We start from the raw sequence: 24,600 nt of genomic DNA, 5'->3' as shown, positions 1-24,600 counted from the left end.
CCGGTCCCATTCCGAACCCGGAAGCTCAGCCCTACAGCGCCGATGGTACTGCCCTGGAGACGGGGTGGGAGAGTAGGACGCCGCCGGACAACCATTCCGTCAGGGGATGGACCCCCGCACCCCACACTGGGTGCGGCACGGGTCCATCCCCTGACGACGTTCACGGCAGGTTTGCGCCGGCACGAGCGCTCGCGCCCGTGCCGGCGCCCGTATGCCGAGGCAACTTGCCGCCTGGAGCCCTGCCGCGACTATCGTGGCGGTGTGAACGCAGATCTGACCCGCACCGGCGCGGACTCCACCGACAACCAGACCGCAGGCTCCACCGACTCCGCGTGGCGCAGGGAGCACTTCGTCTCGCTGCTGCGGTTCGCCGAGGGGTCGATCCGTGAGGACGGCGCGGCCTGCTGGCTGGACGACGCGGGCCGGCCCGACACCTCGCATCCCGTGGAGACGTGGATCACCTCCCGCATGGCGCACATCTTCGCCGTCGGGCAGCTGCTCGGGGTGAGCGGGTCCGGGGCGTACGCCGAGCGGGCGATCGCCGGGCTGCGGGAGGTCCTGGGCGACGCCGAGTTCGGCGGCTGGCTCGCCGCGCGGGGCGAGGGCGACGACCTGGTCGGCACCAAGGAGGCGTACGCGCACGCGTTCGTCGTGCTCGCCGCGTCGACCGGAAAGATTGCCGGTGTCCCCGGCGCCTCCGAGCTGCTCACGGAAGCCCTGGCCGTGCTGGACGCGCGGTTCTGGGAGCCCGAGCACCAGCTGCACCTGGACGAGCGGTCCCGTGACTGGTCCACGACGTCGGACTACCGCGGCGTGAACGCGAACATGCACTCCGTCGAGGCGCTGCTCGCGGCGCACGCCGCGACGGGCGACGCCGTCTGGCTCGACCGTGCCGCGGCGATCGGTGACCGCGTGATCTCCTGGGCCGAGGCCAACGACTGGCGCATCCCCGAGCACTTCGACGCCGCGTGGGCGCCGCAGCTCGAGTACAACGCGGACCGGCCGCACGACCCCTTCAAGCCGTACGGCGCGACGCCGGGGCACGGGCTGGAGTGGGCGCGCCTGCTGCTGCAGATCGACGCGGAGGCCGGTACCGAGGGTCGGCGGACGGCGGCCGCGGCGTCGCTGTTCGACCGTGCGGTCGCCGACGGCTGGGACGAGGCGCACGGCGGCGGGTTCGTGTACACGACGGACTGGTCGGGCGCGCCGGTCGAGCCGCGCCGGTTCCACTGGGTGGCCGCCGAGGCGGTCTCGACGGCGCACGTCCTGGCTCGTGTCACGGGCGAGGAGCGGTACAGCGCGCTCGAGGCCGAGTGGTGGGGCTGGATCCGGAGGTACCTCGTGGACGACGAGCAGGGGTCGTGGCACCACGAGCTCGACACCGACAACCGTCCCTCGGGCCGCACCTGGGTCGGCAAGCCCGACGTCTACCACGCCGCGCAGGCCGCGATCCTCTCGGAGCTGCCGCTGACCGGGTCGTTCGCAGCGTCCGCGCAGCGGGCCGGCCAGATCCTGGCCTGAGGGTCGCGACACCGAACGGACCGGCGCGCTCGGCCCTGACCCGGGGGACAATGGAGGCATGAGGATCTCCGCACGAGCCGACTATGCCGTCCGGGCCGCCGCCGAGCTGGCCGCCTCCGACCAGGACGGGCCCGTGCGCGCCGAGGCCCTGGCTCGCGCGCAGGACATCCCGCACCGCTTCCTCGAGGGAATCCTGAGCGACCTGCGCCGGGACGGGCTCGTCACGAGCCACCGGGGTGCCGGCGGCGGGTACCGGCTGGCCCGGCCGGCCGAGAAGATCACGGTCGCCGACGTCGTGCGCGCCGTCGACGGGCCGCTCGTCTTCGTGCGCGGCACGCGCCCGTCCGACCTCGAGTTCCAGGGCGCGGCCGCGCCGCTGCTCCATGTGTGGGTCGCGCTCCGGGCGAACGTCCGCGCGGTCCTCGAAGCCGTGAGCCTGGCCGACCTCGTGGCGGGCGACCTCCCGGACGAGATCGAGGAGCTCACCCGGGGCGAGTCTGCCTGGGCCAACGCCTGACCCGCACGCCGGCGGACGCACCGGCGTCGTGACCAGCACCTGACCCACGCGTCCACAGGCTGAGACGACGGCTGCCGGCTCGACGGGCGAGCCGCAGGAAACCGCCTCTCGAGGGCGCGTCCTGTTCATGCCGACTAATCCGATCCGTGAGATGACTGTTGTTCCCGACCGGGTAAGGCGGATACCGTGACCCGAGGCCGCGCCGGAGCGGCCCTGCCGTTCACCCCGTCCTCGGAAGGCAACGACCATGAGAACCCTGATCCTGCTGGCGCTCGTCGGCCTCGGCGCGCAGCTGGTGGACGGAAGTCTTGGCATGGCCTACGGCGTCACCTCGACCACCCTGCTGCTCGCGATCGGCACCAACCCGGCGGCGGCCTCGGCGACGGTCCACCTCGCCGAGATCGGCACCACGCTCGCGTCGGGCGCCGCGCACTGGCGGTTCGGCAACGTCGACTGGAAGGTCGTCGCCAAGATCGGCATCCCGGGCGCGGTCGGCGCGTTCGCGGGCGCGACGTTCCTCTCCTCGCTCTCGACCGAGGTCGCGGGCCCGATCATGTCGGTCATCCTGCTGGCTCTCGGCCTCTACGTGCTCCTGCGGTTCACGCTGCAGGGCCTGCCTGCGCGCTCGGACAAGCCCCTGCGCAAGCGGTTCCTCGCCCCCCTGGGCCTCGTGGCCGGCTTCTTCGACGCCACCGGCGGGGGTGGCTGGGGGCCGGTCGGCACCCCGGCGATCCTCGCGAGCGGCCGCCTGGAGCCGCGCAAGGTCATCGGCTCGATCGACACCAGCGAGTTCCTCGTCGCGGTCGCCGCCAGCGCGGGCTTCTTCGTGGGCCTCGCCGGTGAGGGTATCGACGTCACGTGGGTGCTCGCGCTGCTGGTCGGCGGCCTGATCGCGGCCCCGCTCGCCGCGTGGCTCGTGCGTCACGTGCCGCCGCGCGTCCTCGGCTCGCTCGTGGGCGGCCTCATCGTGCTCACCAACGCGCGGACGCTGCTGCGCAGCGACTGGATCGACGCGTCCGACCCGGTCAAGATCCCGATCTACGCGGTGATCTGGCTGGCCTGGGCCGCCGCCGTCGCGTGGTCCGTGCGGGCGCACCTGCGGAACAAGGCCGCGGAGGCCGCGTCCGCCGTGAGCGAGGAGCCGGAGGCCGATAGCGTGAAGGCATGACGCTCGACACGGCCGCGGTGATCACCGTCTCCGACCGCTGCGCACGCGGCGAGGCGGAGGACAGGTCCGGGCCCGCCGCTGTCGCGCTGCTGCGACAGACAGGACTCACCGAGGTCGCCACCTATCTGGTGCCCGACGGCGTCGAGCCGGTCCGTGACGTGCTGCGGACCGCGCTCGGCGCCGGCGCGCGTCTGGTGGTCACCACGGGCGGTACCGGTGTCACGCCGCGCGACCTCACGCCCGAGGGCACCCGGGAGGTGCTCGAGCAGGAGGTCCCCGGCATCGCGGAGGCCGTCCGGCAGCAGGGCGTCGCCGCCGGTGTCCCGACGGCGGTGCTGTCGCGGGGGCTGGCCGGCATCGCGCGGACAGGGGACGGGTCGCGGGCCCTCGTCGTCAACCTGCCGGGATCCTCCGGCGGGGTGCGCGACGGGCTCCAGGTGGTGCTCACCCTGTGGCCCCACGTGCGCGGCCAGCTCGACGGCGCGGACCACTAACCCCCGGCGAACGGCGGCAGCACGTCCACGGTGACGCCGTCGGGGACGGGGGCGGCGTCGTCGGTGGTGCGGGAGCCCGCCACCAGGAGCGTGCACCGCGGCAGCACGGTCGCCAGCCCCGGGTGGGCGTCAGTGAGGGCGGCGCGCAGGGCGGCGACCGACGTCGGGCCCTCGAGCTGCTCGCCCGGGGTGCCCGCGGCCTCGCGCGCGCCCGCGAAGTAGCGCACGGCGATCACGGCTCACGCACCCACTCGCCTGACTTGCCGCCGGTCTTGCGCTCGAGGCGCACGTCGGCGAGCGAGACGGACTTGTCCAGGCCCTTGACCATGTCGACGACGGCGAGGCCCGCCACCGCGACCGCCGTGAGCGCCTCCATCTCGACGCCGGTGCGGTCCGCGGTGCGCACGGTCGCGGTGATCGTGACGCCGTCGTCGGTGACCTCGAGGTCGACCGCGGCGCCGTGCACGCCGATGACGTGGGCCAGGGGCAGCAGCTCCGGCGTCCGCTTGGCGGCGGCGATGCCCGCGACGCGGGCCACGGCGAGCACGTCCCCCTTGGGGACGGCGCCGTCACGCAGGGTGCGCACGACCTCGGGGGTGCAGCGCACGCGGCCGGAGGCGGTCGCGGACCGGACGGTCGGCTGCTTGGCGGTGACGTCGACCATGCGGGCCTGCCCGCGGTCGTCCAGGTGCGTGAAGCTCACGGGTCCAGCGTGCCATGTGACTCACGACATCCCGTTCGACTGTCCGAACTATCCGACCTGTTCTATGGTGACGTTCATCGGAGTCATGAAGCGGCTCCAGGTCCTACTGGATCTGGGAGGTTCACATGTCCGCCGACACCACGCACGCCCTCACCCTCGTGGACGGGGCGCGGAGCGACAGCCTGCCGGCGCTGCCGGGGATCTCGGCAGCCGAGCTGGCAGAGGCTCTCGGCATCGGAACCAACCTTCTCATCGGCCGATACCGTGTCGGCCTGGCTACGGGCGAGTGGTGGTGGTCCGACGAGGTCTACACCATGCACGGCTGGAGGCGCCACGAGGTGGAGCCTGGCCTCGACGCACTACGCTCGCGCAAGCACCCTGACGACCGGGCCCGCGTCGTGCGGGCTGCCGCGGAGTCCCTGCGGCTCGGACGCCCGTTCGCGTGCGCCCACCGGATCGTCGACAAGAACGGCCGCTCGCGGTCGGTGGTCGTCATCGGTCAGGGGCAGCGGGGACCTGAGGGGCCGATGATCGCCGGGTACGTGCTCGACGTGACGCCTGTGCAGAAGGAGGCGCTGAACCGCCGTGCGACCAGCACGGTGAACAGGGCCTTCGTCAGCCAGGCAGCGATCGAGCAGGTCAAGGGCGTGATCATGGCCGTGCGCGGCGTGGACGAGGCGACCGCCGACGTCACGCTGCGCGAGCGGGCCAACGCGGTCGACGTGCCCGTACGGCTCGCGGCCGACCAGGTGATGGCAGCGCTGCGCGCCGACGCCGAGAAGTCGGGGATCACCCCTGCGGTGCTGACCCAGGCGCTCGACGCGGTGCAGTCCGTGGGCCGGCCGCGCAGGCACGACGCGCTGCTGACCCGCAGGCCGCGCAAGTCACGCGACTGAGCGGCGGGCGGCGATCCGGAGAGCGGCCGTGTGCGCTCCCTTGGCGGCCATGCGCTTCGCGAACACCGCGGTACCTGCCGCGACGGCTGCGAAGACGGTCGCCTGCACGAGGTCGAGCTCCGGATCGTCCGCCTTGCTCGGTGCGTCGTTGCCCGTCACGCCCTTCCAGATCATGCTCACCGCCTTCTGGGCGACCCAGCCGGCCGCCAGCGTGAGGGCGAGCGTCCCGACCTTCTCCACGAGTGTCTGTTCCGTCTCAATCTGCGCCACCTGCCCACCGTAGCCCTGGTCGGCCCACTAGGCTGAACGGGAAACGACAGGGGAGCGCCCCGACGGCGCTGAGAGTGCGGAGAACCGCAGACCCTTGAACCTGATCCGGTTGATACCGGCGGAGGAAGTCGAGGCACGATGTTGCGTCTTTCGGGTGCCCGCAGGGGCACCGTCGTCCTGGGTGTCGCCGTGGCCGTCGCCGCGGCAGGGTGCGCCGGCGGGTCCGGCACGGGCGAGGACGGGGCCGAGGGCCAGGGCACCGTCACCCTGGTGACCCACGACTCCTGGGCGCTCGACGACTCGCTCGTCGAGCAGTTCGAGCAGGAGTCCGGCTACACGCTCGAGGTGAGCGCGGCCGGGGACGCGGGCACCCTGGTCAACCAGCTCGTCCTCACCCGGGACGCGCCGCTGGGCGACGCCGTGTTCGGCGTCGACAACACGTTCGCGTCACGCGCGCTGGACGCCGGCGTGCTCGAGGAGTACACCCCCGAGGCGCTGCCTGACGGGGCGGAGCAGCTCGGCGGCGCGCTCACCCCCGTCGACCAGGGCGACGTGTGCGTCAACGCCGACACGGCGTGGTTCGAGCAGGAGGGCCTCGAGCCGCCCACGACGCTCGAGGACCTGGCCGACCCGGCGTACCGCGACCTGCTCGTGGTGACCAACCCCGCGACGTCGTCGCCCGGGCTCGCCTTCCTGCTGGCGACCGTCGGCGCGTTCGGCGAGGACGGCTTCGAGGAGTACTGGGCCTCGCTCGTGGACAACGGCGTCAAGGTCGCCGACTCGTGGGAGGACGCGTACTACGTGGACTTCTCGGGCGCAGGCGAGGGCGGGCAGCGCCCCCTGGCCCTCTCCTACGCGACGTCGCCCGCGTTCACCGTGACCGAGGACGGCAGCGCGTCGACCACGAGCGCGCTGCTGGAGACCTGCTTCCGTCAGGTCGAGTACGCGGGCGTCCTCGCGGGCTCCGACAACCCGGAGGGCGCACGGGCGCTCGTCGACTTCCTGCTCACCCAGGACGTCCAGGCCGCACTGCCCGAGTCGATGTACATGTACCCGGCCGACCAGGCGGTGGAGCTGCCCGAGGACTGGCAGAAGTTCGCACCGCAGGCCGACGAGCCCTTCGCGGTGGACCCGGCAGCGGTCAGCGAGCACCGTGACGAGTGGATCGAGCGGTGGACCGCGACCGTCGTGGGCTGACCCGCACCCCCGCCCCGTACCTGTGGGCGGCGGCCGTCGCCGTCCCGCTGGGCTTCCTCGGCGTCTTCTTCGCCTGGCCCGTCGCGGCGCTCGTCGTGCGCGGGTTCGTGCCGGACGGCGCGCTCGACCTCGGCGGCTTCACCGAGGTGCTGTCCCGGCCGCGCACGTGGCGGCTCGTCGGGCTGACCCTGACCCAGGCGGCCCTCGGCACGGTGTTCTCCGTGCTCCTCGGCCTGCCGCTCGCCTACCTGCTGTACCGGCGCTCGTTCCCCGGCCGGACCCTGGTGCGCGGGCTCGTCACCGTGCCGTTCGTGCTGCCCGCCGTCGTGGTCGGCGTCGCGTTCCGCACGCTGTTCGCGCCGGGCGGCACCCTCGGGTTCCTCGGCCTCGAGGAGTCGCTCGCCGGGATCGTCGTCGCGCTCGTGTTCTTCAACGTGTCCGTGGTGGTGCGCACCGTCGGAGGGCTCTGGGAGCGGCTCGACCCCCGCACCGAGCAGGCCGCCGCGTCCCTCGGCGCCTCGCCCGCGCGCGTGCTGCGCACCGTGACCCTGCCGGCCCTCGCCCCGGCCGTCGCCTCGGCGGCGTCCGTCGTGTTCCTGTTCTGCGCCACGGCGTTCGGCGTCGTGCTCGTGCTCGGCGGCGTGCGCTACGGCACGGTCGAGACCGAGATCTGGACCCGCACGACGCAGTTCCTCGACCTGCGCTCCGCGTCGGTGCTGTCGATCCTCCAGCTCGTCGTCATCACGGCGGCACTCGCGGCCTCCGCGCGCGCCCGCAGACGCCGCGAGGCGGCGCTCCGGCTCGTCTCGGCCCGGGTCGCCGCCCGCTCCCTGTCGTGGCGCTCGCCCGCCGACGTCGCCGCGGCCCTCGGCGGCGTGGTGATCGTGGGCGGCCTGCTGGTGCTGCCGCTCGCGGGCCTCGTCGCGCGCTCGTTCCGCGAGCCCGACGGGTCCTGGGGCCTGGCCAACTACGTCGCGCTCGGGACCACCGGCGAGCGCAACGCGCTCGTCGTCACCGTCTGGGAGGCCACGGCCACCTCGCTCCGGATCGCCCTCGTCGCCACGGTGCTCTCGCTCGTCGTGGGCGGGCTCGTGGCCCTCGTCGTCTCGCGGCGGCCGCGCTCGTCCGGTGCCCGCCGGGCCGTCGGCGTGCTCGACGGGCTGTTCATGCTGCCGCTCGGCGTCTCCGCCGTGACCGTCGGGTTCGGATTCCTCATCACGCTCGACCAGCCCGTGCTCGGCGTCGACCTGCGCACCTCGGGCCTGCTCGTGCCGGTCGCGCAGGCCGTCGTCGCCGTGCCGCTCGTGGTCCGCACCGTGCTGCCCGTGCTGCGCGCCGTCGACCCCCGCCTGCGGGAGGTCGCCGCGGTGCTCGGCTCCGGTCCGGGCCGCGTGCTGCGCACCGTCGACCTGCCGATCGCCCTGCGGTCGGTCGGCCTGGCCACCGGCTTCGCCTTCGCGGTCTCGCTCGGGGAGTTCGGCGCGACGTCGTTCCTCGCCCGGCCCGACGGCGCCACGCTGCCGGTCGTCATCTACCGGCTGGTCGGGCGGCCCGGCGCGGAGAACTACGGGATGGCGCTCGCGGCGTCGGTCGTGCTGGCGGTGCTCACGGCGACCGTGATGATGGTGGCGGAGCGGCTGCGCGACGAGCGCGCCGGAGGGGAGTTCTGATGGCGGGCCTCGAGGTCCGGGACGTCACGGTCCGGTACGGCGGCGCGACGGCGGTGGACGGCGTCTCGCTGGCTGTCGCGCCGGGCGAGGTGGTCGCGCTGCTCGGCCCTAGCGGGTGCGGCAAGTCGTCGCTGCTGCGCGCGGTGGCGGGCCTCGAGCCGCTCGCCGGCGGCCGGGTCGCCTACGACGGCGCCGACCTCGCCGGGGTGCCCGTGCACCGCCGGCGGTTCGGCCTGATGTTCCAGGACGGCCAGCTCTTCCCGCACCGCGACGTGGGCCGCAACGTCGCCTACGGGCTGGAGACGCAGCCGCTGGGCCGCGCCGCGCGGGACGCCCGGGTGGCCGAGCTGCTCGACCTCGTGGGCCTGGCGGGCTACGAGCGGCGGCCGGTGCCCACGCTGTCCGGCGGCGAGCAGCAGCGCGTGGCCCTCGCCCGCGCGCTCGCACCGCGCCCGCGCCTGCTCCTCCTGGACGAGCCCCTGTCCGCCCTCGACCGGCAGCTGCGCGAGCGGCTCGCGAACGAGGTGCGGTCGGTGCTCGTCGGGACGGGGACCACGGCGGTGTTCGTCACGCACGACCACGCCGAGGCGGCCGTCGTCGCCGACCGTGTCGCCGTCATGGACGCGGGCAGGCTGCTGCAGGTCGCGGCGCCGGACGAGCTGCGCACGGCCCCGGCGTCGGACCGGGTGGCGGAGTTCCTCGGGCTGCGCGGCTGACGCCGTCGCCGGGAGGTGGACCACAGGACGATCCGGACCGGTACCCCAGGCCGACGACGCGCACCCGGTGCGCGGCCAGGATCCTCCCAGGCGCGAGGGACGTGCCGAGAAGGAGGGGAACGACATGGCTGAGAGCACAGTCGTCCGCAGGCAGGCACCCCCGTGGACGGTTCCGCTCGTCGCCGCGGTCGCAGCGGTCGCGGTCTACCTGATCGGCGTGGCGGTCGGTGTCGACCCGGAGGCGCGCATCGGGTCGCGCCTGCAGGCCGTCTCCGTGCCCGCCGTCCTGATCATCACCCTGGCCGCGGGCTTCGTCGGGTGGGGTGTGCGGGTCCTGCTCGGGCGCGTCGTGCGGGGCGGAGGGGAGACCGTCTGGCTCGTGCTGTGCGGCCTCGTCTTCCTCGGCTCGCTGCTCGGGGCGGCAACCGGCACGACGGCGGGCGCCGTGGCGCTGCTGGTCGCGCTGCACCTGGTCGTCGCGGTGATCGTGGCGCTCGGCCTGCGGCGCGCCGCCTAGCGCGACGGCGGCCCGAACCCGGTGGCACCCCACGGCGACTGCGGCGGGTGCGGCTGCCGGGCCAGGAACGTGGCGCGCGCCTGCTGCATGAGCCACACGAGGTACTGCCGCTGCTGCTCCAGGCCGTGCGGGTCGAGGTCGCGCTGCGCGCCCGCGCGCTGGTGCAGCAGCGCGAGCTCGGTCGCGGCCTGCTGGTAGTCGGTCATCGCGCGCTCGGCCGGCCGCCCGCCCGCCGCCCGTGCCCAGGCGCGGGCGGCGCGGCGGCCCGGCAGGCTCGACAGCATCCGGAGGTCGTCCGCCGTGACGATCCCGACCGGCGCGTACATCGGCAGGTAGTGCCCGATGAGCTGCACGATCCGGCGCCGGTCCCGCGCCAGGATCACGATGAGCGCGACCAGGACCGCGAACCCGACGAGGTAGGCGCCCGCCAGGCCGAGCACGCCGAACTTCGTCGAGCCGTTCCACAGGCTGTGGAGCACGATCGCGCCGGCGAGGCCGTACAGCGGCGCACGGCGGCGCAGGCGCCCGGGGCCGGCGAGGGCCGCGACCGCGACGCCGATGCCGGTCATCGCCGTGCACAGCGGGTGCAGCAGCGGTGAGACGATCGCGCGCAGCACGAACACGTACCCGAGCTGGTCCACCTCGACGGCGTCGATGAAGTACTGGATGTTCTCCGTCGCGGCGAAGCCGAGGCCGACCATCGCGGCGTAGATGACGCCGTCGGTCGGGCCGTTGAGCTCCTGGCGCCGCCACCACAGCATGCCGAACAGCACGAGGCCCTTGAGCAGCTCCTCGACCACCGGGGCGCCGAACGTCGCGACGAGGTACCAGCCCTCCTCCTCGCCGGTCAGCTCGGTCTCGGTGAGCAGCGACAGGCCGAGCGTGTTGAGGATGCTCGCGAACAGCGCCGCGACGCCCGCGCCCCACAGGAACGCGAACACCAGGGCGTTCGGCGGCTCGGGCTCGAGCCGGTCGAGAGCCAGCACGAGCGGCAGCCAGACCGCCACGGGCAGCAGCGCCAGCAGCAGCCCGACGACGAACGACCCGCCGCCGGTGATCGCGTCGAACGCGAGCACGACGAGCAGGCAGAGCGAGGCGAAGACGATCCCGACGATCACGCCGACCGGGGCACGCCCGGGCGCGCGCCCCTGGAGGATCGCACTGGGATCGATGGCCATGCCACGGGACCCTACCGACTCGGGCCACCGGACGGCGGGCGAACGCCGCTACGCTGGCGCCGTGCCCCCCTCAGCGCCCCTCCCCGTGCTTCCGCGTGCCGTGCTCGAGCTCGCCGTCCAGGACCCGGCAGGGGCGGTGGTCGCGGCCGGCGTCGGCGCCCGGCGCGTCGAGCTCTGCTCCGCGCTCGGCGCCACCGGCGGCATCACGCCCAGCACCGGCCTCGTCGAGGCGGTGGTCGCGGCGGCCTCGGTGGTCCCGGCGTCGGACAGCGCGCCGCTGCTCGAGGTGCACGTGCTCGTGCGCCCCCGGCCCGGCGGGTTCGTCTACACGCCCGCCGAGACGGACCTCATGGCCCGCGACGTCACGCTCGCCGTCGAGGCGGGGGCCGACGGGGTCGTGGTCGGCGCGCTGACACCGTCGGGCGCCGTGGACCTCGCCGCGCTGCGCGCGCTGGTCGAGGCCGCCGAGGGCGCGGAGGTCACGTACCACCGCGCGCTCGACGTGGCGGCCGACCCGGCGGCCGCCCTCGACGTGCTCGCCGAAGCGGGCGTCGCCCGCGTCCTCACGTCCGGGGGAGCCGCCCGCGCGGCCGACGGGCTGGACCGGCTGGCCGCGCTCGTCGAGCGCAGTGCCGACGTCGGCATCGAGGTCATGGCGGGCGGTGGCGTCACCGCGGCGGACGTCCCCGCGCTGGTCGCCGTGGGCGTCGACGCGGTGCACCTGTCGGCCAGGCGGACCGTCGCCGACACCGGCGGCCCCGGCGGCGGGGGCGACGCCGGGTACGAGGTGACGGATCAGACACTGGCCGAGGCTGCGGCGGCGGCCCTCCGCACTACCGTTGACCTATGACCTCTGAGCAGGCACGTGTGCCCGTCGATGCCACCACCACCCATGCCTGGGGTTCGCTCACCGAGCTCTCCGCGAACCTCGTCCCCGACCTGCGCGGCTGGTTCGCCGCCGACCCCGACCGGGCAGGCCGCTACACCCACCAGGCCGCCGACCTCCACGTCGACCTGTCGAAGAACCTGGTCACGGACGAGGTGCTCGCCACGCTGCTCGCGCTCGCCGACGAGGTCGGGCTGACCGAGCGCCGCGACGCGATGTTCGCGGGCGAGCACATCAACGTCACGGAGGACCGCGCGGTGCTGCACACCGCGCTGCGCCGCCCGTCCGACCAGCCCCTGACGGTCGACGGCCAGGACGTCACCGGCGACGTCGCCGACGAGCTCGCCAAGGTCTACGCGTTCGCCGAGAAGGTGCGCTCCGGCGAGTGGACCGGTGTCACGGGCGAGCGCGTGCGCACGGTCGTCAACATCGGCATCGGCGGCTCCGACCTCGGCCCCGTCATGGCATACGAGGCGCTCGAGCCCTTCGTCCAGGACGGCCTCGAGGTCCGGTTCGTCTCGAACATCGACCCCACCGACGTCGCGCAGAAGACCGCCGACCTCGACCCCACCACGACGCTGTTCATCGTCGCCTCCAAGACGTTCGGCACGCTGGAGACCCTCACCAACGCGCGCCTCGCCCGCGACTGGCTGTGGCGCTCGCTCGTGGCCGCCGGCGCGATCGAGGACTCCGACGAGGGCCGTTCCGACGCTGTGGCCAAGCACTTCGTCGCGGTCTCGACCGCGCTCGACAAGGTCGAGGCGTTCGGGATCGACCCCGCCAACGCGTTCGGGTTCTGGGACTGGGTGGGTGGCCGCTACTCCGTCGACTCCGCGATCGGCACCTCGCTCGCCGTCGCCATCGGCCCCGACGCCTTCGCCGACCTGCTGGCGGGCTTCCACGCGATGGACGAGCACTTCCGCACCACGCCGCTCGACCAGAACGTGCCCGTGCTCATGGGCCTGCTCAACGTCTGGTACACGAACTTCCGGAACGCGCACACGCACGCCGTGCTGCCGTACGCGCAGCAGCTCCACCGGTTCCCCGCCTACCTGCAGCAGCTCACCATGGAGTCGAACGGCAAGTCGGTGCGCTGGGACGGCAGCCCCGTCACCACCGACACCGGCGAGGTCTTCTGGGGCGAGCCGGGCACCAACGGGCAGCACGCCTTCTACCAGCTCATCCACCAGGGCACGCGGCTCATCCCCGCCGACTTCATCGCCGTGGCCAACCCCGCCTACCCGCTCACCGACGCCGTCGGCGACGGCAAGGACGTCGCGGCGGGCGCCGACGTGCACGGCCTGTTCCTCGCGAACTTCTTCGCCCAGACCAAGGCGCTCGCGTTCGGCAAGACGCCGGACGAGGTGCGTGCCGAGGGCGTCGCCGAGGAGCTGGTCTCCGCCCGGACGTTCCCGGGCAACCGGCCGACGACCTCGATCCTCGCGCCCGCGCTCACGCCGTCGGTGCTCGGCCAGCTCGTGGCGCTGTACGAGCACATCACGTTCGTGCAGGGCGTCGTGTGGGGCATCGACTCGTTCGACCAGTGGGGCGTCGAGCTCGGCAAGAAGCTCGCGCTGGAGATCGCGCCGGCGGTCGTCGGCGACGAGGCCGCCCTGGCGGCGCAGGACCCGTCCACCGCCGCGCTCATCACGCGGTACCGCGAGCTGCGCGCCTGAGGCGCCGCTCGACCCGCCGGCGGCGACGCCGGTGAGCGGGGGCAGGCCCGCCTCGGCCGAGAGCCGCTGGGCGCGCGCGAAGAGGTCCGCCGACAGCGCGCGCTCCAGCGGCGGCCGGTTGATGCCGCCCTCGATCGTGATCGCGGCGCCGGGCTGCACGGGCGTCAGCGCGCGCAGCGCCGTGTCGACCCGCACCTGTTCCGCCACGGTCCGCGCGCGGACGTCGACGGCGAACGACGCCGCGGCGGGCACGGTGTTCCGGGTCGTCCCCGCCGCGGCGACCGTCGGCACGACGGTGGTGCCGAGCTCCGGGTCGCCCAGTGCGGCGACCGCGAGCACCTGGTGCGCGAGCTCGACCGACGCGTTGACGCCCTTCTCGGGCTCCAGGCCCGCGTGCGCGGCGCGGCCCGCGAGCACCACCTCGTAGATCGACGTGCCCTTGCGCTCGAGCTTGAGGGCGCCGCCGTCCGCCGAGGCCTCCAGGACGAGCGCCGCGTGCGCGCCGCGCGCCTCGTCCTCGATGAGCGCCCGCGACGACGGCGAGCCGAGCTCCTCGTCGCCCGTGACCAGCAGCGTGACGCCCGTGCGGTCGTCGAGCGACGCGAGCGCGTGCAGGGCCATGACCAGGCCGGTCTTCATGTCGAAGCTGCCGGGGCCGCGCAGCACGCCGTCCGTCACGGCGAAGGGGTGGGTGCGCAGCGAGCCGACCGGCCACACCGTGTCGTGGTGCGCCAGCACCAGCACGCGCGTCGGCCCGCCCAGCCGCCAGCGGAGGTGGATCCCCAGGCGCTCCGGCTCCGCGCCGAGCAGCCGGGTGCCGAGCCCCGCCACCAGGTCGGCGGAGCGTGCCAGCGCCTCGGGGTCCGACGACGGCGACTCGCACTCGACGAGCGTCCGCAGGTCGTCGAGCAGGTCGGCCGGCAGGTCGTCGAAGGGGGTGTCGGTTCCGGGCAGCGTCGTGTCGGGCATGGCCGCACCGTACCCGCCGGTGCGGCGAGGGTGAGAGGATTCTCATGCGGATGAGCGGGCTCGGCGGGCCGTGGGCTGCGAGGATGGTGCGGTGACCACGCACCTCGACCTCCTGACCGGCGAGTCCGCGGCGGAGCTGCTCGACGCCGCCGTCGCGACCGCCGGCGGCGAGCTCGTGGACTGGCGCGTGCGCCAGGTCGACCACCGCCCGGGCTCGACGACGACCGTCGCCTACCGCGCGACGGTGCGCTGGGACGGCGTGACACGGTGCGAGACCCTCGGCGCGAGCGTCGGCCGGTCCCGCGACGGCACGAAGCCCGGAGTCGTCACGCTGACCGACGGCGACGCGACGGTCGCGGTGTGGCGCTTCCCGGACGACCCGGCGCTGCCCGCGCTGCCCGCGGCGTTCGACCCCGTCCGCGTCGAGGAGCTGCTGGAGGGCCTCGGCGTCGGGCACCAGGCGCGCGCCCACCCGGAGCTCGGCGTGCGCGCCTACCGGCCCACCCGCCGGGCGGTGATCGAGGCGCGGGCCGCCGCGGCGCGCGTGTTCCTCAAGGTGCTGCGCCCGCGCAAGGTCGCCGACCTGCACCGCAGGCACGAGCTGCTCTCGGACGCGGGCCTGCCCGTGCCGCGGCCGCTCGGCTGGTCGGACGAGGGCCTCCTCGTGCTGTCCCCGCTGCGCGGCACCGAGATGCGGGCCGCCGTGCGGGACGGCGCGCGGATCCCGTCCCCCGACGAGGTGCTCGACCTGCTCGACCGGCTGCCCGACGAGGTGCGGGACCTGCCGCGCCGCCCGGCGTGGAGCGAGTCGGCCGAGCACTACGCGGGCGTCATCGGCGCGGCGCTGCCGGCGGAGGCGGGCCGCGCGGCCGACCTGGCCGGGGCCGTCGGCGCGCGCCTCGCGGAGCGCGGGCCGGGTACCGACCCCACGCACGGCGACCTGTACGAGTCGCAGATCATGCTCACCGACGGCCGGATCACCGGCCTGCTCGACGTCGACTCCGCCGGGCCCGGCCACCGCGCCGACGACCTGGCGTGCCTCGTGGCGCACCTCGACGTGCTGTCCCTGACGCGCCCGAAGGACGCGGCACAGGCCGAGCAGGCGTCCCGGATGCGTCGCCTCGCCGCCGACTACGCCACGGCGTTCGTCGCCGCGGGCGACGGCAGGGGAGCCGACCGCGCTGACCTGTGCGCACGCGTCGCCGGGGTGCTGCTGTCCCTGGCCACCGGCCCGCACCGGGTGCAGGAGCGCGACTGGCAGACCGCGACCTCGCGCCGGCTCGACGCCGTCGCCGGCTGGCTCGACGGCTCCCGGCTCGCGGCGGCCGTGGGCACCGCATGAGCCTGCGCCGGCCCTCGGTGCGTGCCCGGGTCGTCGCGGTGGTCGTCGCGGTGACCGCCGTAGGACTGCTGGCGACGGGCCTGCTCACGCACGCCATCCAGACGCAGCAGATCATGGACGACGTCTCCGAGGACTTCGACCAGGAGATCCGCGAGCTGCAGCGGCTGGCCGACGCGGGCATCGACCCCGAGACCGGCGAGCAGTTCCGGGGCGCGGGGCGGCTGATGAGCGTCGCGATGGAGCAGAACGTGCCGGGCTCCGACGAGATGTTCCTCAGCTACCTCGACGGCGAGCTGCAGCAGTCCAACCCGCCGACGCAGTCGCGCGTGGTCGCCGACAGCCCCCTGGTCCAGGAGGTGGTCGACGGCCTGACGCCGCGCTCGGGGCGGACCGTGCAGCGCGAGATCGAGACCGAGATCGGCCGGGTGTGGTTCGTCGTCGTCCCCGTGACCGTGCCCGACCGGCAGGAGGTGGGCGCCTACGTGCTCGCGTCCGCGCTGGACCGGGCGCTCGCGACCGAGCGCTCCGTGATGCGCACGTACACGGTCGTCTGCTCGGTGGCGCTCGTGCTGCTGGGCGCGTCCGCGTGGCTCGTGGTCAGCCGCCTGCTGCGCCCGCTGCGCCAGCTCGGCGCGACGGCCGCGCGCGTGACCGAGACGGACCTCTCCGAGCGCGTCCCCGTGGCCTCCCAGGACGACCTCGGGGAGCTGGCCGGCGCCTTCAACACGATGCTCGACCGGCTCGCGACCGCGATCGAGACGCAGCGGCAGTTCCTCGACGACGCCGGGCACGAGCTGCGCACCCCCCTGACGGTGCTGCGCGGGCACCTCGAGGTGCTCGACCCGGACGACCCGCAGGACGTGCGCGAGACGCGGGACCTCCTGCTCGACGAGACGGCCCGGATGGGGCAGATCGTCGAGGAGCTCGTGCTGCTCGCCAAGGCCGAGCGCGCCGACTTCGTCACGCTCGCGCCCGTCGACCTCGGCCGGCTCACCGACGACGTGCACGACAAGGCGCGCGCCCTGGGCGCGCGGCGCTGGGTGGTGGATGCGCGGGCCGACGTCGAGGTCCCGGCCGACGCCCACCGGATCACCCAGGCCGTGCTGCAGCTCGCGGACAACGCGGTAAAGTTCACCGGCCCGGACGACGAGGTCGGCATCGGCACGCAGGTGTCGGGCGGGCGCGCGCGGCTGTGGGTGCGCGATACCGGGCCGGGCGTGCCGCCGCAGGAGGCGGAGCGCGTCTTCGACCGGTTCGCCCGCGGCAGCGGTGCGGGCGGCGTGCCCGGCTCGGGGCTCGGGCTCGCGATCGTGCGCGCCATCGCCCAGGGCCACGGCGGCGACGTGGCGGTCGAGCGGCCCGACGGCGGCGGCGCGCGGTTCGTGATGACGTGGCCCGCGCGCGGCGCGACGCCGTCCGGCCCGGACGAGGAGGTGGCGTGAACCAGATCCTGATCGCGGAGGACGAGGAGCGCATCGCGCAGTTCGTCCGCAAGGGCCTCACCGCGCACGGGTTCCAGCCCACCGTCGTGTCCGACGGCGCCACGGCGCTCGCCCACGCGATGTCGGGCGGTTACGACCTCATGGTGCTCGACATCGGCCTGCCCGTGCTCGACGGCTTCACGGTGCTCCAGCGCCTGCGCGACGTCGGCTCGACGCTGCCCGTCGTGATCCTCACGGCGCGCGACTCGCTGTCCGACCGGGTGGCGGGGCTCGAGGGCGGCGCCGACGACTACATGTCCAAGCCGTTCGGCTTCGACGAGCTGCTCGCGCGCATCCGCCTGCGCCTGCGCCGGGCCACCGCCGACGGCACGGCACCGGGCCGGCTCGAGCACGGCGGCGTCAGCCTCGACCTGCGCAGCCGGACGGCGACCGCGGCGGGGCGGGAGGTCGAGCTGTCCGCGCGGGAGTTCGCGCTCGCCGAGGTGTTCCTGCAGCATCCGGGCCAGGTGCTGTCCCGCGAGCAGCTCCTGTCGCGCGTGTGGGGGTACGACTTCGACCCCGGCTCCAACGTCGTGGACGTGTACGTGCGCTACCTGCGCCGGAAGCTCGGCGCCGACAGCATCGAGACGGTGCGCGGGGCCGGCTACCGGTTCCGTGGCTGAGCGGTCCGGGACCGAGATGAGAGCCGTCTCATCCAGGTCTCCTCGTCCCCTCATCCAGGGGTCCCAGACTCGATGTCAGGAGGCACCCGGCAGGGGTGCCGAGAGATCGGAGGTCACGCCATGAACCCCTCGACCATGAAGAAGCGCTGGGTCGTCGTCGGAACCGCTGCCGTGCTGGGCGTCGCCGGTGCGAGCACCGCCGCTGCGCTCAACGACCCCGCCCCCCGGACCGAGGCCACGGCGGCCGTCGCCCTCGACGGCGGCTCCGCGTCGGGCGAGCCGACGCCGGCCTCGACCGCCGACCCGTCGCCGGAGTCGGCGGACTCGCCGAACGAGTCGGCGCGCGACACCGCGGGTTCCGCGCAGTCGGCCGACTCGCCGGGCGACGCCAACTACGACCCGTCGCCGGAGTCGGCGGACTCGCCGAACGAGTCGGCGACCGAGACGCCGGGTTCCGCCCAGTCGGCCGACTCGCCGGACGACGCCAACTACCAGGGCGACGACGGTGACGACGACCGTGACGACGACACGAACACCCCGAACGACACCCCCGGGGACCGCGACGACGACTGACCCGGGGACTGACCCGGAGTCAGTGCGGTGACCCCGGCGGTGGGGGGTATTTTGTCCGGCCTGTGCGTGTCTACACTGCGCGCGTGACCCGAACCCCCCATCGCCCCCGGATCGCGATCTGCGGCGTGGTCATCGAGTCGAGCACGTTCTCCCCGCACCGCTCGGGCTGGGAGGCGTTCACCCTGCTGCGCGGCAACGAGCTCGTGCGGCGCTACCCCTTCCTCCGCGACGGCGCGCCCCTGCGGAGGGAGGCCGAGTGGGTGGGGGTCCTGCGGGCCGCCGCCCTGCCGGGCGGCCCGGTCCTGACCGACGTGTACGAGTCGGTCAGGGCCGAGATCTGTCTGGCCCTGGAGGCGCAGGGGCCGTTCGACGGCGTGCTGCTCGACGTGCACGGCGCGATGTCCGTGCTCGGGTACACCGACGCCGAGGCGGACCTCGCCCGGGCGGTGCGCTCCGCCGTCGGGCCGGACTGCCTCGTCGCCGCGAGCATGGACGTGCACGGCAACCTCTCGCGCGAGCTGGCCCGCACGGTCGACCTCGTCGCGTGCCACCGCACCGCCGCCCACGAGGACGACGACGAGGCGCGCGAGCGGGTCGCCACGCACCTGGTGCGCCGCGTGCACGACGGCGGCAGGCCGCACAAGGCGTGGGTCCAGGTGCCGGTGCTGCTGCCGGGGGAGCGGGTCAGCACCCGCCAGGAGCCGGCGCGCGGCGTCTACGCGGACGTGGCGCGGGTCGCCGACCTGCCCGGCGTGCTCGACGCCTCCCTGTGGCTCGGGTACGCGTGGGCCGACGAGCCGCGGTGCCGGGCCGCCGTCGTCGTCTCGGGGGACGACCCCGACGTGCTGGTGCGCGAGGCCGCGCGCCTGGCCCGGCGGTACTGGGACGCGCGCGACGACCTCGGGCTCGTCGCACCGGCGGGCACCTACGAGGAGTGTCTCGCGGCCGTGCTCGCGGGGGACGCGCGGCCGTTCGTCCTGTCCGACACCGGCGACAACCCCCTGGCGGGCGGCGCGGGCGACGTGACCTGGACGCTGGCCCGCCTGCTCGACGAGCCCGCGTTCACGGTGCCGCCCGAGGCCGGCGGCCGCACCGCGATCTACGCCTCGCTGTCCGACGCCGCGGCCGCGCGCGCCGTCGCCGACGCCGGGGTGGGCGCCGTCGTCGAGGTCGACGCGGGCGCCCGGGTCGACGCGGGATCGCACGGTCCGGTGACGCTGCGCGGCGTGGTCGAGCACGTGCGCGAGGACGACCCGGTGGGCGGCGCGGTGGCCGTCGTGGCCGTCGGCGGGCTGAAGGTCGTGCTCACCGAGCGGCGCAGGCCCTACCACCTGGAGTCGGACTTCACCGCGATCGGCCTGGACCCGCGGGGCACCGACGTGCTGGTGGTGAAGATCGGCGACCTCGACACCGAGCTGCGCGACATGGCGGAGGACTGGATGCTGATGCTCACGCCGGGCGGCGTCGACCAGGACCTCGGCCGGCTCGTGCACCGCGGCCTGGGCGGACCGGTGTACCCGATCGACCCGCCGGACTCCTACGACCCGCGGCCGGAGCTGCTCTGACCGGTCAACCGGTCACAGCGGTCCCTGGAAGTTGGCGCAGCCGCCGGCCGGGACGAAGCCCAGCGCGACGTTGATCGCCAGCATGTGCGGGTTCTCCTCGTTGTTCCACGTGTAGATCCGGCGCGAGCCCGGCCGCAGCCGCGCGTGCTCACGCAGGTTCACCGTCTTGACGAGCATGCCCAGCCGGTGCCCGCGGTGCGCCGTGAGCACGACCGTCGCCTGCTGGTCGGTGTGGTGCGGCTTGAGGTCGTTCCACTGCAGCATGCTCATCGCCACGAGCTCGCCGGAGGCCACGTGCTCGGCCGCCGTCACGACGTACCGGTCGCCCTTGGCCGCGATCGCCGCCTCCTCGCCCCGGATCCGGTCGGCGTCCCAGACGTCGGACTCCATGTCGAGGCCACCGCGCGGCTCGTCGTCCGCCAGCGCCTGCTCGAGGGCCGCGTAGGACCCGATGAGCTCGTCGGGCGTCGGCGCGGTCCAGGTGCGCACCCGGTACGCGTCGCCCGCCACGGCGCGCGACTCCGCCTCGAACCGCGACACCACCTCGGGCGCCACCGGCAGGTCGAGCCGCGAGCGGCGCTCCACGAGCTGGAGCGTGAGGCCGAGCTTCTGCGCGAACACGACGCCCGGCAGGTCCGCCGCGACCCTCCCCGTGCCCGAGGCCGGGCTCAGCGTCGCACCGTCCGGCGTGCCCGGGCCGAAGTCGACCCAGGTCGTCAGGGTCGTCCGACCCTCAGCCCGTGCCGTCTCGCGCGCCCACTGCGCGAGCGCCGTGCCGATGCCCTGCCGCCGGTGCTCCGGGTGCACGGTGATGTTGCCGAACGCGAGCTCACGGTTCGCCTTGACCTGCAGGAACAGCGCCGCCTCACCCACGACGCGCGGGCCGTCCGGCGCGTCGACGACCGCGACCTGGCGCACCTTGCGCAGGTAGTCCTGGTTGTTCGCGCCGACGAGGATGCCGATCGCGGTCGGCGCCGCGTCGGCGTTGCCGAGGTCGGCCTCGTGGGCCGCCACGTGCAGGTCGGCGATACCCCGGTACGCCCAGGCGTCGGCGTCGTCGAGCGAGGCCGGGTGCGGCGGGGTGACGAGCTGGAAGGTCATGGGGCTCAGGCTCCCCCGGGCAGGGCCGGGACGCACGGCTTTTTCCGCGGCGCTCCCGCTACCGTGACCGCATGACGAGGACGTCACGCCACCACGCCACCGCCGCGGCACTCGTGCGCCGGCTCGACCTCGAGGACGCGGCACGCCTGCTGTCGGGCGCCTCGTTCTGGACCACGGCGGAGGTCCCCGGCGTCCCGCCCGTGCACCTCGCCGACGGCCCGCACGGCGTGCGTCTCCTCGCCCCGCACGTCGGCGACGTCGTCGGCGCGGTCCCCGCCACCTGCTTCCCGCCGGCGGTGGCGCTGGGCGGCACCTTCGACGTCGACCTCGTCGAGCGCGTCGGACAGGCGCTCGGCGAGGAGGCTCGCCTGCGCGACGTCGACGTGCTCCTCGGACCGGGCGTCAACATCAAGCGCACCCCGCTGTGCGGGCGCAACTTCGAGTACGTCGCCGAGGACCCGCTGCTCGCGGGCGAGATCGGCGCCGCGCTCGTCCGGGGGATCCAGCGCACCGGCGTCGGCGCGTGCGTCAAGCACTTCGCCGCGAACAACCAGGAGACCGAGCGCCTGCGCGTCTCCGCCGACGTCGACGAGCGCACCCTGCGCGAGATCTACCTGCGACCCTTCCAGCGCGTCGTGACCGCAGCACGCCCCGCCACGCTCATGACCTCGTACAACCGCGTCAACGGCACCTACGTCGGCGAGGACCCGCGCCTCGCCACCGGCGTGCTGCGCGACGAGTGGGGCTTCGACGGCCTCGTCCTGTCCGACTGGGGCGCCGTGCACGACCGCCTCGCCGGGCTGCGCGCCGGGCTCGACCTCGAGATGCCCGGCGCCGGCGAGGCCCGCGTGCGCGAGATCGTCGCCGCCGTGCGCTCCGGCGCCCTCGACCCCGCCGACGTCGACCGCGCCGCGACCCGCGTCGTCGCCCTGGCGCTCGCCGCCAGGGACGCGCGAGGCGGCGCAGACCACCGCGCCCTGCAGGCCGAGCGCGGCCACGACCCCGCGGCCTGGCACGACGAGGCGCACCACGCGCTGGCCCGCGAGGCGGCGAGCCGTGCGGTCGTCCTGCTCAAGAACGACGGCGGGCTGCTGCCGCTCGCCCCCGGGTCGCGGGTCACCGTCGTCGGCGAGCTCGCCCGCACCCCGCGCTACCAGGGCGCAGGCTCCTCGCAGGTGGTGCCCACCCGGCTCGACGACGCGCTGACCGCCCTCCGGGACGCCGCGGACGTGACGTTCGCCCCCGGGTACACCCTCGACCCCGGCGGACCGGACGCCACGGCGCTCGCCGACGAGGCCGTCGCGGCCGCGCGGGAGGCCGACGTCGTGCTGTTCTTCGCGGGCCTGCCGCCGTCGGCCGAGGCCGAGGGCCGCGACCGCGAGCACATCGACCTGCCCGCGGAGCAGCTCGACCTGCTCGACCGGGTGCTGGAGGCGACGGCGCGCGTCGTCGTCGTGCTCGCCAACGGGTCGGTCGTGCGGCTCGCGCCGTTCGCCGACCGGGTGCCCGCGATCGTCGAGGGCTGGCTGCTCGGCCAGGCCGGCGGCGGCGCCCTGGCCGACGTGCTGCTCGGCCGCGTCAACCCGTCCGGGCGCCTCGCCGAGACCGTGCCCCTGCGCTTGCAGGACACGCCCGCCTGGACGAGCTTTCCCGGCACCGGGCTGCGCGTCACCTACGGCGAGGGCGTCTTCGTCGGCTACCGCTGGTACGACGCGCGGGACCTGGCCGTCCAGTACCCCTTCGGGCACGGGCTCTCCTACACCACGTTCGGCTACGCCGACCTCGCCGTCACCCCGGCCGACGACGGGGGCCTCGCCGTCTCCGTCACCGTCACCGACACGGGCGACCTGGCGGGACGCGAGGTGGTGCAGTGCTACGTCGCGCCGCCCGACGCCGGGGGCACGCGACCGCCGCGCGGCCTGGCGGCGTTCGCGGTGGTCGACCTCGCGCCCGGCGAGTCCCGGCGCGTCGAGCTGCACGTCGCGCGCGAGGATCTCGCGGCGTGGGACGTGCGGGCCGGCCGGTGGGTCGTCGCGGGCGGCACGTACCGGGTCGAGGTGGGCGCGTCGAGCCGCGACCTGCGGGTCGCCGCCGAGGCCGAGGTGCCGGGCGACGACGTGGACCCGCCGCTCACGACGGCCTCGACGGTGGCAGAGGCGATGGCGCACCCCGTCGTCGGTCCGGCCGTCTCCGGGCTCGTGCGGGCGACGGGCCTGTCCCCGGACGTCGTCGTCATGATGCAGGCCATGCCGCTGGAGCGGCTCCCGTACCAGCCAGGATCCGGGATCACGCACGGGCGGCTCGACCGGCTCCTGGCGCTCGCGAACGGCACGGGCGGCCCGCTGTCCCGCGCGGCGACGGCCCTGCTCCGCCTCGCGGCGCGGGTCAGCGGCGCTTCTGCAGGGCGGCCTCGGCGCCCGACGGACGGAAGCCCAGGGCCACGTTGATCGCCAGCATGTGGTCGTTCTCCTCGGCGTTGAACGTGTGCACGCGCTCGGTGAGCGGGTAGCGCTCGGCGAGCTCGCGCAGGTTCACCGCCTTGACGAGCATGCCGAGGCGGTGCCCGCGGTGGGTGCCGAGCACGATCGTCTCCTCCTGGAACGCGTACGCCGGCCTGCCCTCCTGGAGCAGGAACGACGTGCCGCCCACGACCTCGCCCGTCGGCACGTGCACGGCGAGCGTGGTGAGCAGGCGCTGGCCGCTGTCGGCACGGTCCTGGAGGTAGGCCTGCACGCGCGCCGCGTCCCAGGTCTCCTCGCCGAAGTCGAGGCCGCCCTGGGGCACGTCGGTCGACATGCGCGTCATGAGCAGGGCGTACCCCTCGTACCACTCCTCGGGCAGCGGGTCCCACGTGTGGACGCGGTAGTCGTCGCCGGCCGCGGCGCGCGCACCGGCCTCGTGCGCCGCGAGCCCGGCGGCGTCGACCGGCAGGTCGAGGCGTGACATGCGCTCGACCTGCTCGAGCTCGTACCCGCGGCCCCGCGCGAACAGGACGCCGGCCGCGGACGCCGGGATGCGGCCGGCGCCGGTCGCGGGCACCAGCGCGTCCTCGTCGTCGGCCGCCTCGCGGGGCGAGAGCGACCAGCCGAAGAACGTCGTGCGCCCGGTCTCGGCGGCCACGCGCTCCGCCGCCTCGGCCAGGGCCGTGCCGACGCCGCGGCGCCGGTGGTCCGGGTGCACGCCGACGTACACGTCGGCGCTGTGCGTGTTCTGGTCGCGCGGCATCGACAGGAACCCGTAGCCGATCACGTCGTCGGCCGTCGGCGCGCCGCCGTCGGCCCGTTCGAGGACGGCGGCGAAGCGGCGTTTGTCCGCGTACTCCTGGTGGAGCATGCCGCTGACGAGCTGCTCGACCGGCCGCGCGAGGTCGTCGTAGCCGAGCGAGGCGGTCTCGACCGCCCTGTCGACCGCGGCGATGCCGTGGTACGTCCAGGCGTCCGGGTGGTCGGGCGCCGGCACGGGCGGGACCTCGACGACGTGCCACGGCGCGGTGGGGCTGCTCATCACCCCAGGGTGCACCGCACGCCCGTGCGCGGC

Annotated in this window: 23 protein-coding genes, 1 rRNA gene, 1 pseudogene and 1 riboswitch; of the genes and pseudogenes, 18 read left to right on the top strand and 7 right to left on the bottom strand. The window is 74.8% G+C overall.

Going from position 1 to position 24,600, the window contains the following annotated elements:
- The 5 genes from rrf to HLB15_RS07480 all read left to right on the top strand — a co-directional run.
- Positions 1-89 (top strand): 5S ribosomal RNA (gene rrf, locus HLB15_RS07500); the annotation flags it as partial.
- Positions 90-261: 172 nt separating this feature from the next.
- Positions 262-1,521: an AGE family epimerase/isomerase gene (locus HLB15_RS07495; protein ID WP_171104679.1), complete on the top strand. Its 1,260-nt coding sequence runs from the start codon at positions 262-264 to the stop codon at positions 1,519-1,521.
- Positions 1,522-1,579: 58 nt separating this feature from the next.
- Positions 1,580-2,038, top strand: a complete 459-nt coding sequence (locus HLB15_RS07490) for an RrF2 family transcriptional regulator (protein ID WP_171104678.1) — start codon at positions 1,580-1,582, stop codon at positions 2,036-2,038.
- A gap of 247 nt (positions 2,039-2,285) precedes the next feature.
- Complete coding sequence (locus HLB15_RS07485; protein ID WP_171104677.1) at positions 2,286-3,206, top strand: sulfite exporter TauE/SafE family protein; 921 nt, start codon at positions 2,286-2,288, stop codon at positions 3,204-3,206.
- On the top strand, positions 3,203-3,700 hold the full coding sequence (locus HLB15_RS07480) for a MogA/MoaB family molybdenum cofactor biosynthesis protein (protein ID WP_171104676.1): 498 nt from the start codon (positions 3,203-3,205) through the stop codon (positions 3,698-3,700). The genes HLB15_RS07485 and HLB15_RS07480 overlap by 4 nt, the downstream gene beginning before the upstream one ends.
- Here HLB15_RS07480 and HLB15_RS07475 read toward each other — a convergent pair.
- Positions 3,697-3,936, bottom strand: a complete 240-nt coding sequence (locus tag HLB15_RS07475) for a MoaD/ThiS family protein (RefSeq protein ID WP_171104675.1) — start codon at positions 3,934-3,936, stop codon at positions 3,697-3,699. The genes HLB15_RS07480 and HLB15_RS07475 overlap by 4 nt on opposite strands.
- Positions 3,933-4,403 carry a cyclic pyranopterin monophosphate synthase MoaC gene (gene moaC / locus HLB15_RS07470; RefSeq protein WP_171104674.1) on the bottom strand — a complete coding sequence of 157 codons (471 nt, stop codon included), beginning with the start codon at positions 4,401-4,403 and terminating at the stop codon, positions 3,933-3,935. Before moaC ends, HLB15_RS07475 begins: the two co-directional genes overlap by 4 nt.
- Before the next feature lie 125 nt (positions 4,404-4,528).
- On the opposite strand from moaC, the gene HLB15_RS07465 reads away from it, so the two are divergent.
- On the top strand, positions 4,529-5,299 hold the full coding sequence (locus HLB15_RS07465; RefSeq protein WP_171104673.1) for a PAS and ANTAR domain-containing protein: 771 nt from the start codon (positions 4,529-4,531) through the stop codon (positions 5,297-5,299).
- Here the strand turns inward: HLB15_RS07465 and HLB15_RS07460 are convergent.
- The gene (locus tag HLB15_RS07460; protein WP_171104672.1) at positions 5,288-5,569 is read right to left on the bottom strand and encodes a DUF4235 domain-containing protein; all 282 of its coding nucleotides are present in this window, start codon (positions 5,567-5,569) and stop codon (positions 5,288-5,290) included. The genes HLB15_RS07465 and HLB15_RS07460 overlap by 12 nt on opposite strands.
- A gap of 38 nt (positions 5,570-5,607) precedes the next feature.
- A riboswitch (TPP riboswitch) is annotated at positions 5,608-5,713 on the top strand.
- On the opposite strand from HLB15_RS07460, the gene HLB15_RS07455 reads away from it, so the two are divergent.
- The 4 genes from HLB15_RS07455 (at position 5,708) to HLB15_RS07440 (ending at position 9,669) form a co-directional block, all read left to right on the top strand.
- The gene (locus HLB15_RS07455) at positions 5,708-6,766 is read left to right on the top strand and encodes a thiamine ABC transporter substrate-binding protein (protein WP_171104671.1); all 1,059 of its coding nucleotides are present in this window, start codon (positions 5,708-5,710) and stop codon (positions 6,764-6,766) included. (Overlaps the previous riboswitch by 6 nt.)
- The gene (locus tag HLB15_RS07450) at positions 6,742-8,436 is read left to right on the top strand and encodes an ABC transporter permease (protein WP_229785140.1); all 1,695 of its coding nucleotides are present in this window, start codon (positions 6,742-6,744) and stop codon (positions 8,434-8,436) included. The genes HLB15_RS07455 and HLB15_RS07450 overlap by 25 nt, the downstream gene beginning before the upstream one ends.
- On the top strand, positions 8,436-9,152 hold the full coding sequence (locus HLB15_RS07445) for an ABC transporter ATP-binding protein (protein ID WP_171104670.1): 717 nt from the start codon (positions 8,436-8,438) through the stop codon (positions 9,150-9,152). Before HLB15_RS07450 ends, HLB15_RS07445 begins: the two co-directional genes overlap by 1 nt.
- A 124-nt stretch (positions 9,153-9,276) precedes the next feature.
- Positions 9,277-9,669 carry a DUF6069 family protein gene (locus HLB15_RS07440; RefSeq protein WP_171104669.1) on the top strand — a complete coding sequence of 131 codons (393 nt, stop codon included), beginning with the start codon at positions 9,277-9,279 and terminating at the stop codon, positions 9,667-9,669.
- Here HLB15_RS07440 and HLB15_RS07435 read toward each other — a convergent pair.
- The gene (locus HLB15_RS07435; protein ID WP_212759601.1) at positions 9,666-10,847 is read right to left on the bottom strand and encodes a PrsW family intramembrane metalloprotease; all 1,182 of its coding nucleotides are present in this window, start codon (positions 10,845-10,847) and stop codon (positions 9,666-9,668) included. The two genes, HLB15_RS07440 and HLB15_RS07435, sit on opposite strands and share 4 nt — an antisense overlap.
- Before the next feature lie 61 nt (positions 10,848-10,908).
- Between HLB15_RS07435 and HLB15_RS07430 the strand changes: the two genes are divergently transcribed.
- A complete protein-coding gene (locus HLB15_RS07430) occupies positions 10,909-11,697 on the top strand; it encodes a copper homeostasis protein CutC (RefSeq protein ID WP_229785139.1) in 789 nt (262 codons plus the stop codon).
- Positions 11,694-13,409: a glucose-6-phosphate isomerase gene (pgi, locus tag HLB15_RS07425; RefSeq protein ID WP_171104667.1), complete on the top strand. Its 1,716-nt coding sequence runs from the start codon at positions 11,694-11,696 to the stop codon at positions 13,407-13,409. The genes HLB15_RS07430 and pgi overlap by 4 nt, the downstream gene beginning before the upstream one ends.
- Before the next feature lie 87 nt (positions 13,410-13,496).
- Here the strand turns inward: pgi and HLB15_RS07420 are convergent.
- Positions 13,497-14,378, bottom strand: a pseudogene (locus HLB15_RS07420) (M20/M25/M40 family metallo-hydrolase); the annotation flags it as partial.
- Between the two features lie 91 nt (positions 14,379-14,469).
- On the opposite strand from HLB15_RS07420, the gene HLB15_RS07415 reads away from it, so the two are divergent.
- The 5 genes from HLB15_RS07415 to HLB15_RS07395 all read left to right on the top strand — a co-directional run bounded on the left by HLB15_RS07415 (position 14,470) and on the right by HLB15_RS07395 (position 19,962).
- Positions 14,470-15,720, top strand: coding sequence for a phosphotransferase (locus tag HLB15_RS07415; RefSeq protein ID WP_171104666.1), 1,251 nt, complete (start codon positions 14,470-14,472; stop codon positions 15,718-15,720).
- Positions 15,717-17,162, top strand: coding sequence for a sensor histidine kinase (locus HLB15_RS07410; protein WP_171104665.1), 1,446 nt, complete (start codon positions 15,717-15,719; stop codon positions 17,160-17,162). The genes HLB15_RS07415 and HLB15_RS07410 overlap by 4 nt, the downstream gene beginning before the upstream one ends.
- Positions 17,159-17,824, top strand: coding sequence for a response regulator transcription factor (locus HLB15_RS07405; protein WP_171104664.1), 666 nt, complete (start codon positions 17,159-17,161; stop codon positions 17,822-17,824). The genes HLB15_RS07410 and HLB15_RS07405 overlap by 4 nt, the downstream gene beginning before the upstream one ends.
- A gap of 120 nt (positions 17,825-17,944) precedes the next feature.
- Positions 17,945-18,397 carry a hypothetical protein gene (locus HLB15_RS07400; RefSeq protein WP_171104663.1) on the top strand — a complete coding sequence of 151 codons (453 nt, stop codon included), beginning with the start codon at positions 17,945-17,947 and terminating at the stop codon, positions 18,395-18,397.
- Between the two features lie 83 nt (positions 18,398-18,480).
- The gene (locus tag HLB15_RS07395) at positions 18,481-19,962 is read left to right on the top strand and encodes a M81 family metallopeptidase (RefSeq protein ID WP_171104662.1); all 1,482 of its coding nucleotides are present in this window, start codon (positions 18,481-18,483) and stop codon (positions 19,960-19,962) included.
- A gap of 12 nt (positions 19,963-19,974) precedes the next feature.
- Here the strand turns inward: HLB15_RS07395 and HLB15_RS07390 are convergent, their stop codons facing one another.
- Positions 19,975-21,063 carry a GNAT family N-acetyltransferase gene (locus tag HLB15_RS07390; protein WP_171104661.1) on the bottom strand — a complete coding sequence of 363 codons (1,089 nt, stop codon included), beginning with the start codon at positions 21,061-21,063 and terminating at the stop codon, positions 19,975-19,977.
- Positions 21,064-21,134: 71 nt separating this feature from the next.
- Here HLB15_RS07390 and HLB15_RS07385 point away from each other — a divergent pair, with 71 nt between their 5' ends.
- A complete protein-coding gene (locus tag HLB15_RS07385; RefSeq protein ID WP_171104660.1) occupies positions 21,135-23,510 on the top strand; it encodes a glycoside hydrolase family 3 C-terminal domain-containing protein in 2,376 nt (791 codons plus the stop codon).
- On the opposite strand, the gene HLB15_RS07380 is transcribed toward HLB15_RS07385, so the two are convergent.
- The gene (locus HLB15_RS07380) at positions 23,449-24,567 is read right to left on the bottom strand and encodes a GNAT family N-acetyltransferase (protein WP_171104659.1); all 1,119 of its coding nucleotides are present in this window, start codon (positions 24,565-24,567) and stop codon (positions 23,449-23,451) included. The genes HLB15_RS07385 and HLB15_RS07380 overlap by 62 nt on opposite strands.
- Positions 24,568-24,600 lie beyond the last annotated feature (33 nt).

Origin of the sequence: Promicromonospora citrea (assembly GCF_013004695.1) — a bacterium.
Lineage (GTDB): Bacteria > Actinomycetota > Actinomycetes > Actinomycetales > Cellulomonadaceae > Promicromonospora > Promicromonospora citrea.
Note: the sequence above shows the minus strand (reverse complement) of the source record. Positions and strands in the feature narration are given on the sequence as shown.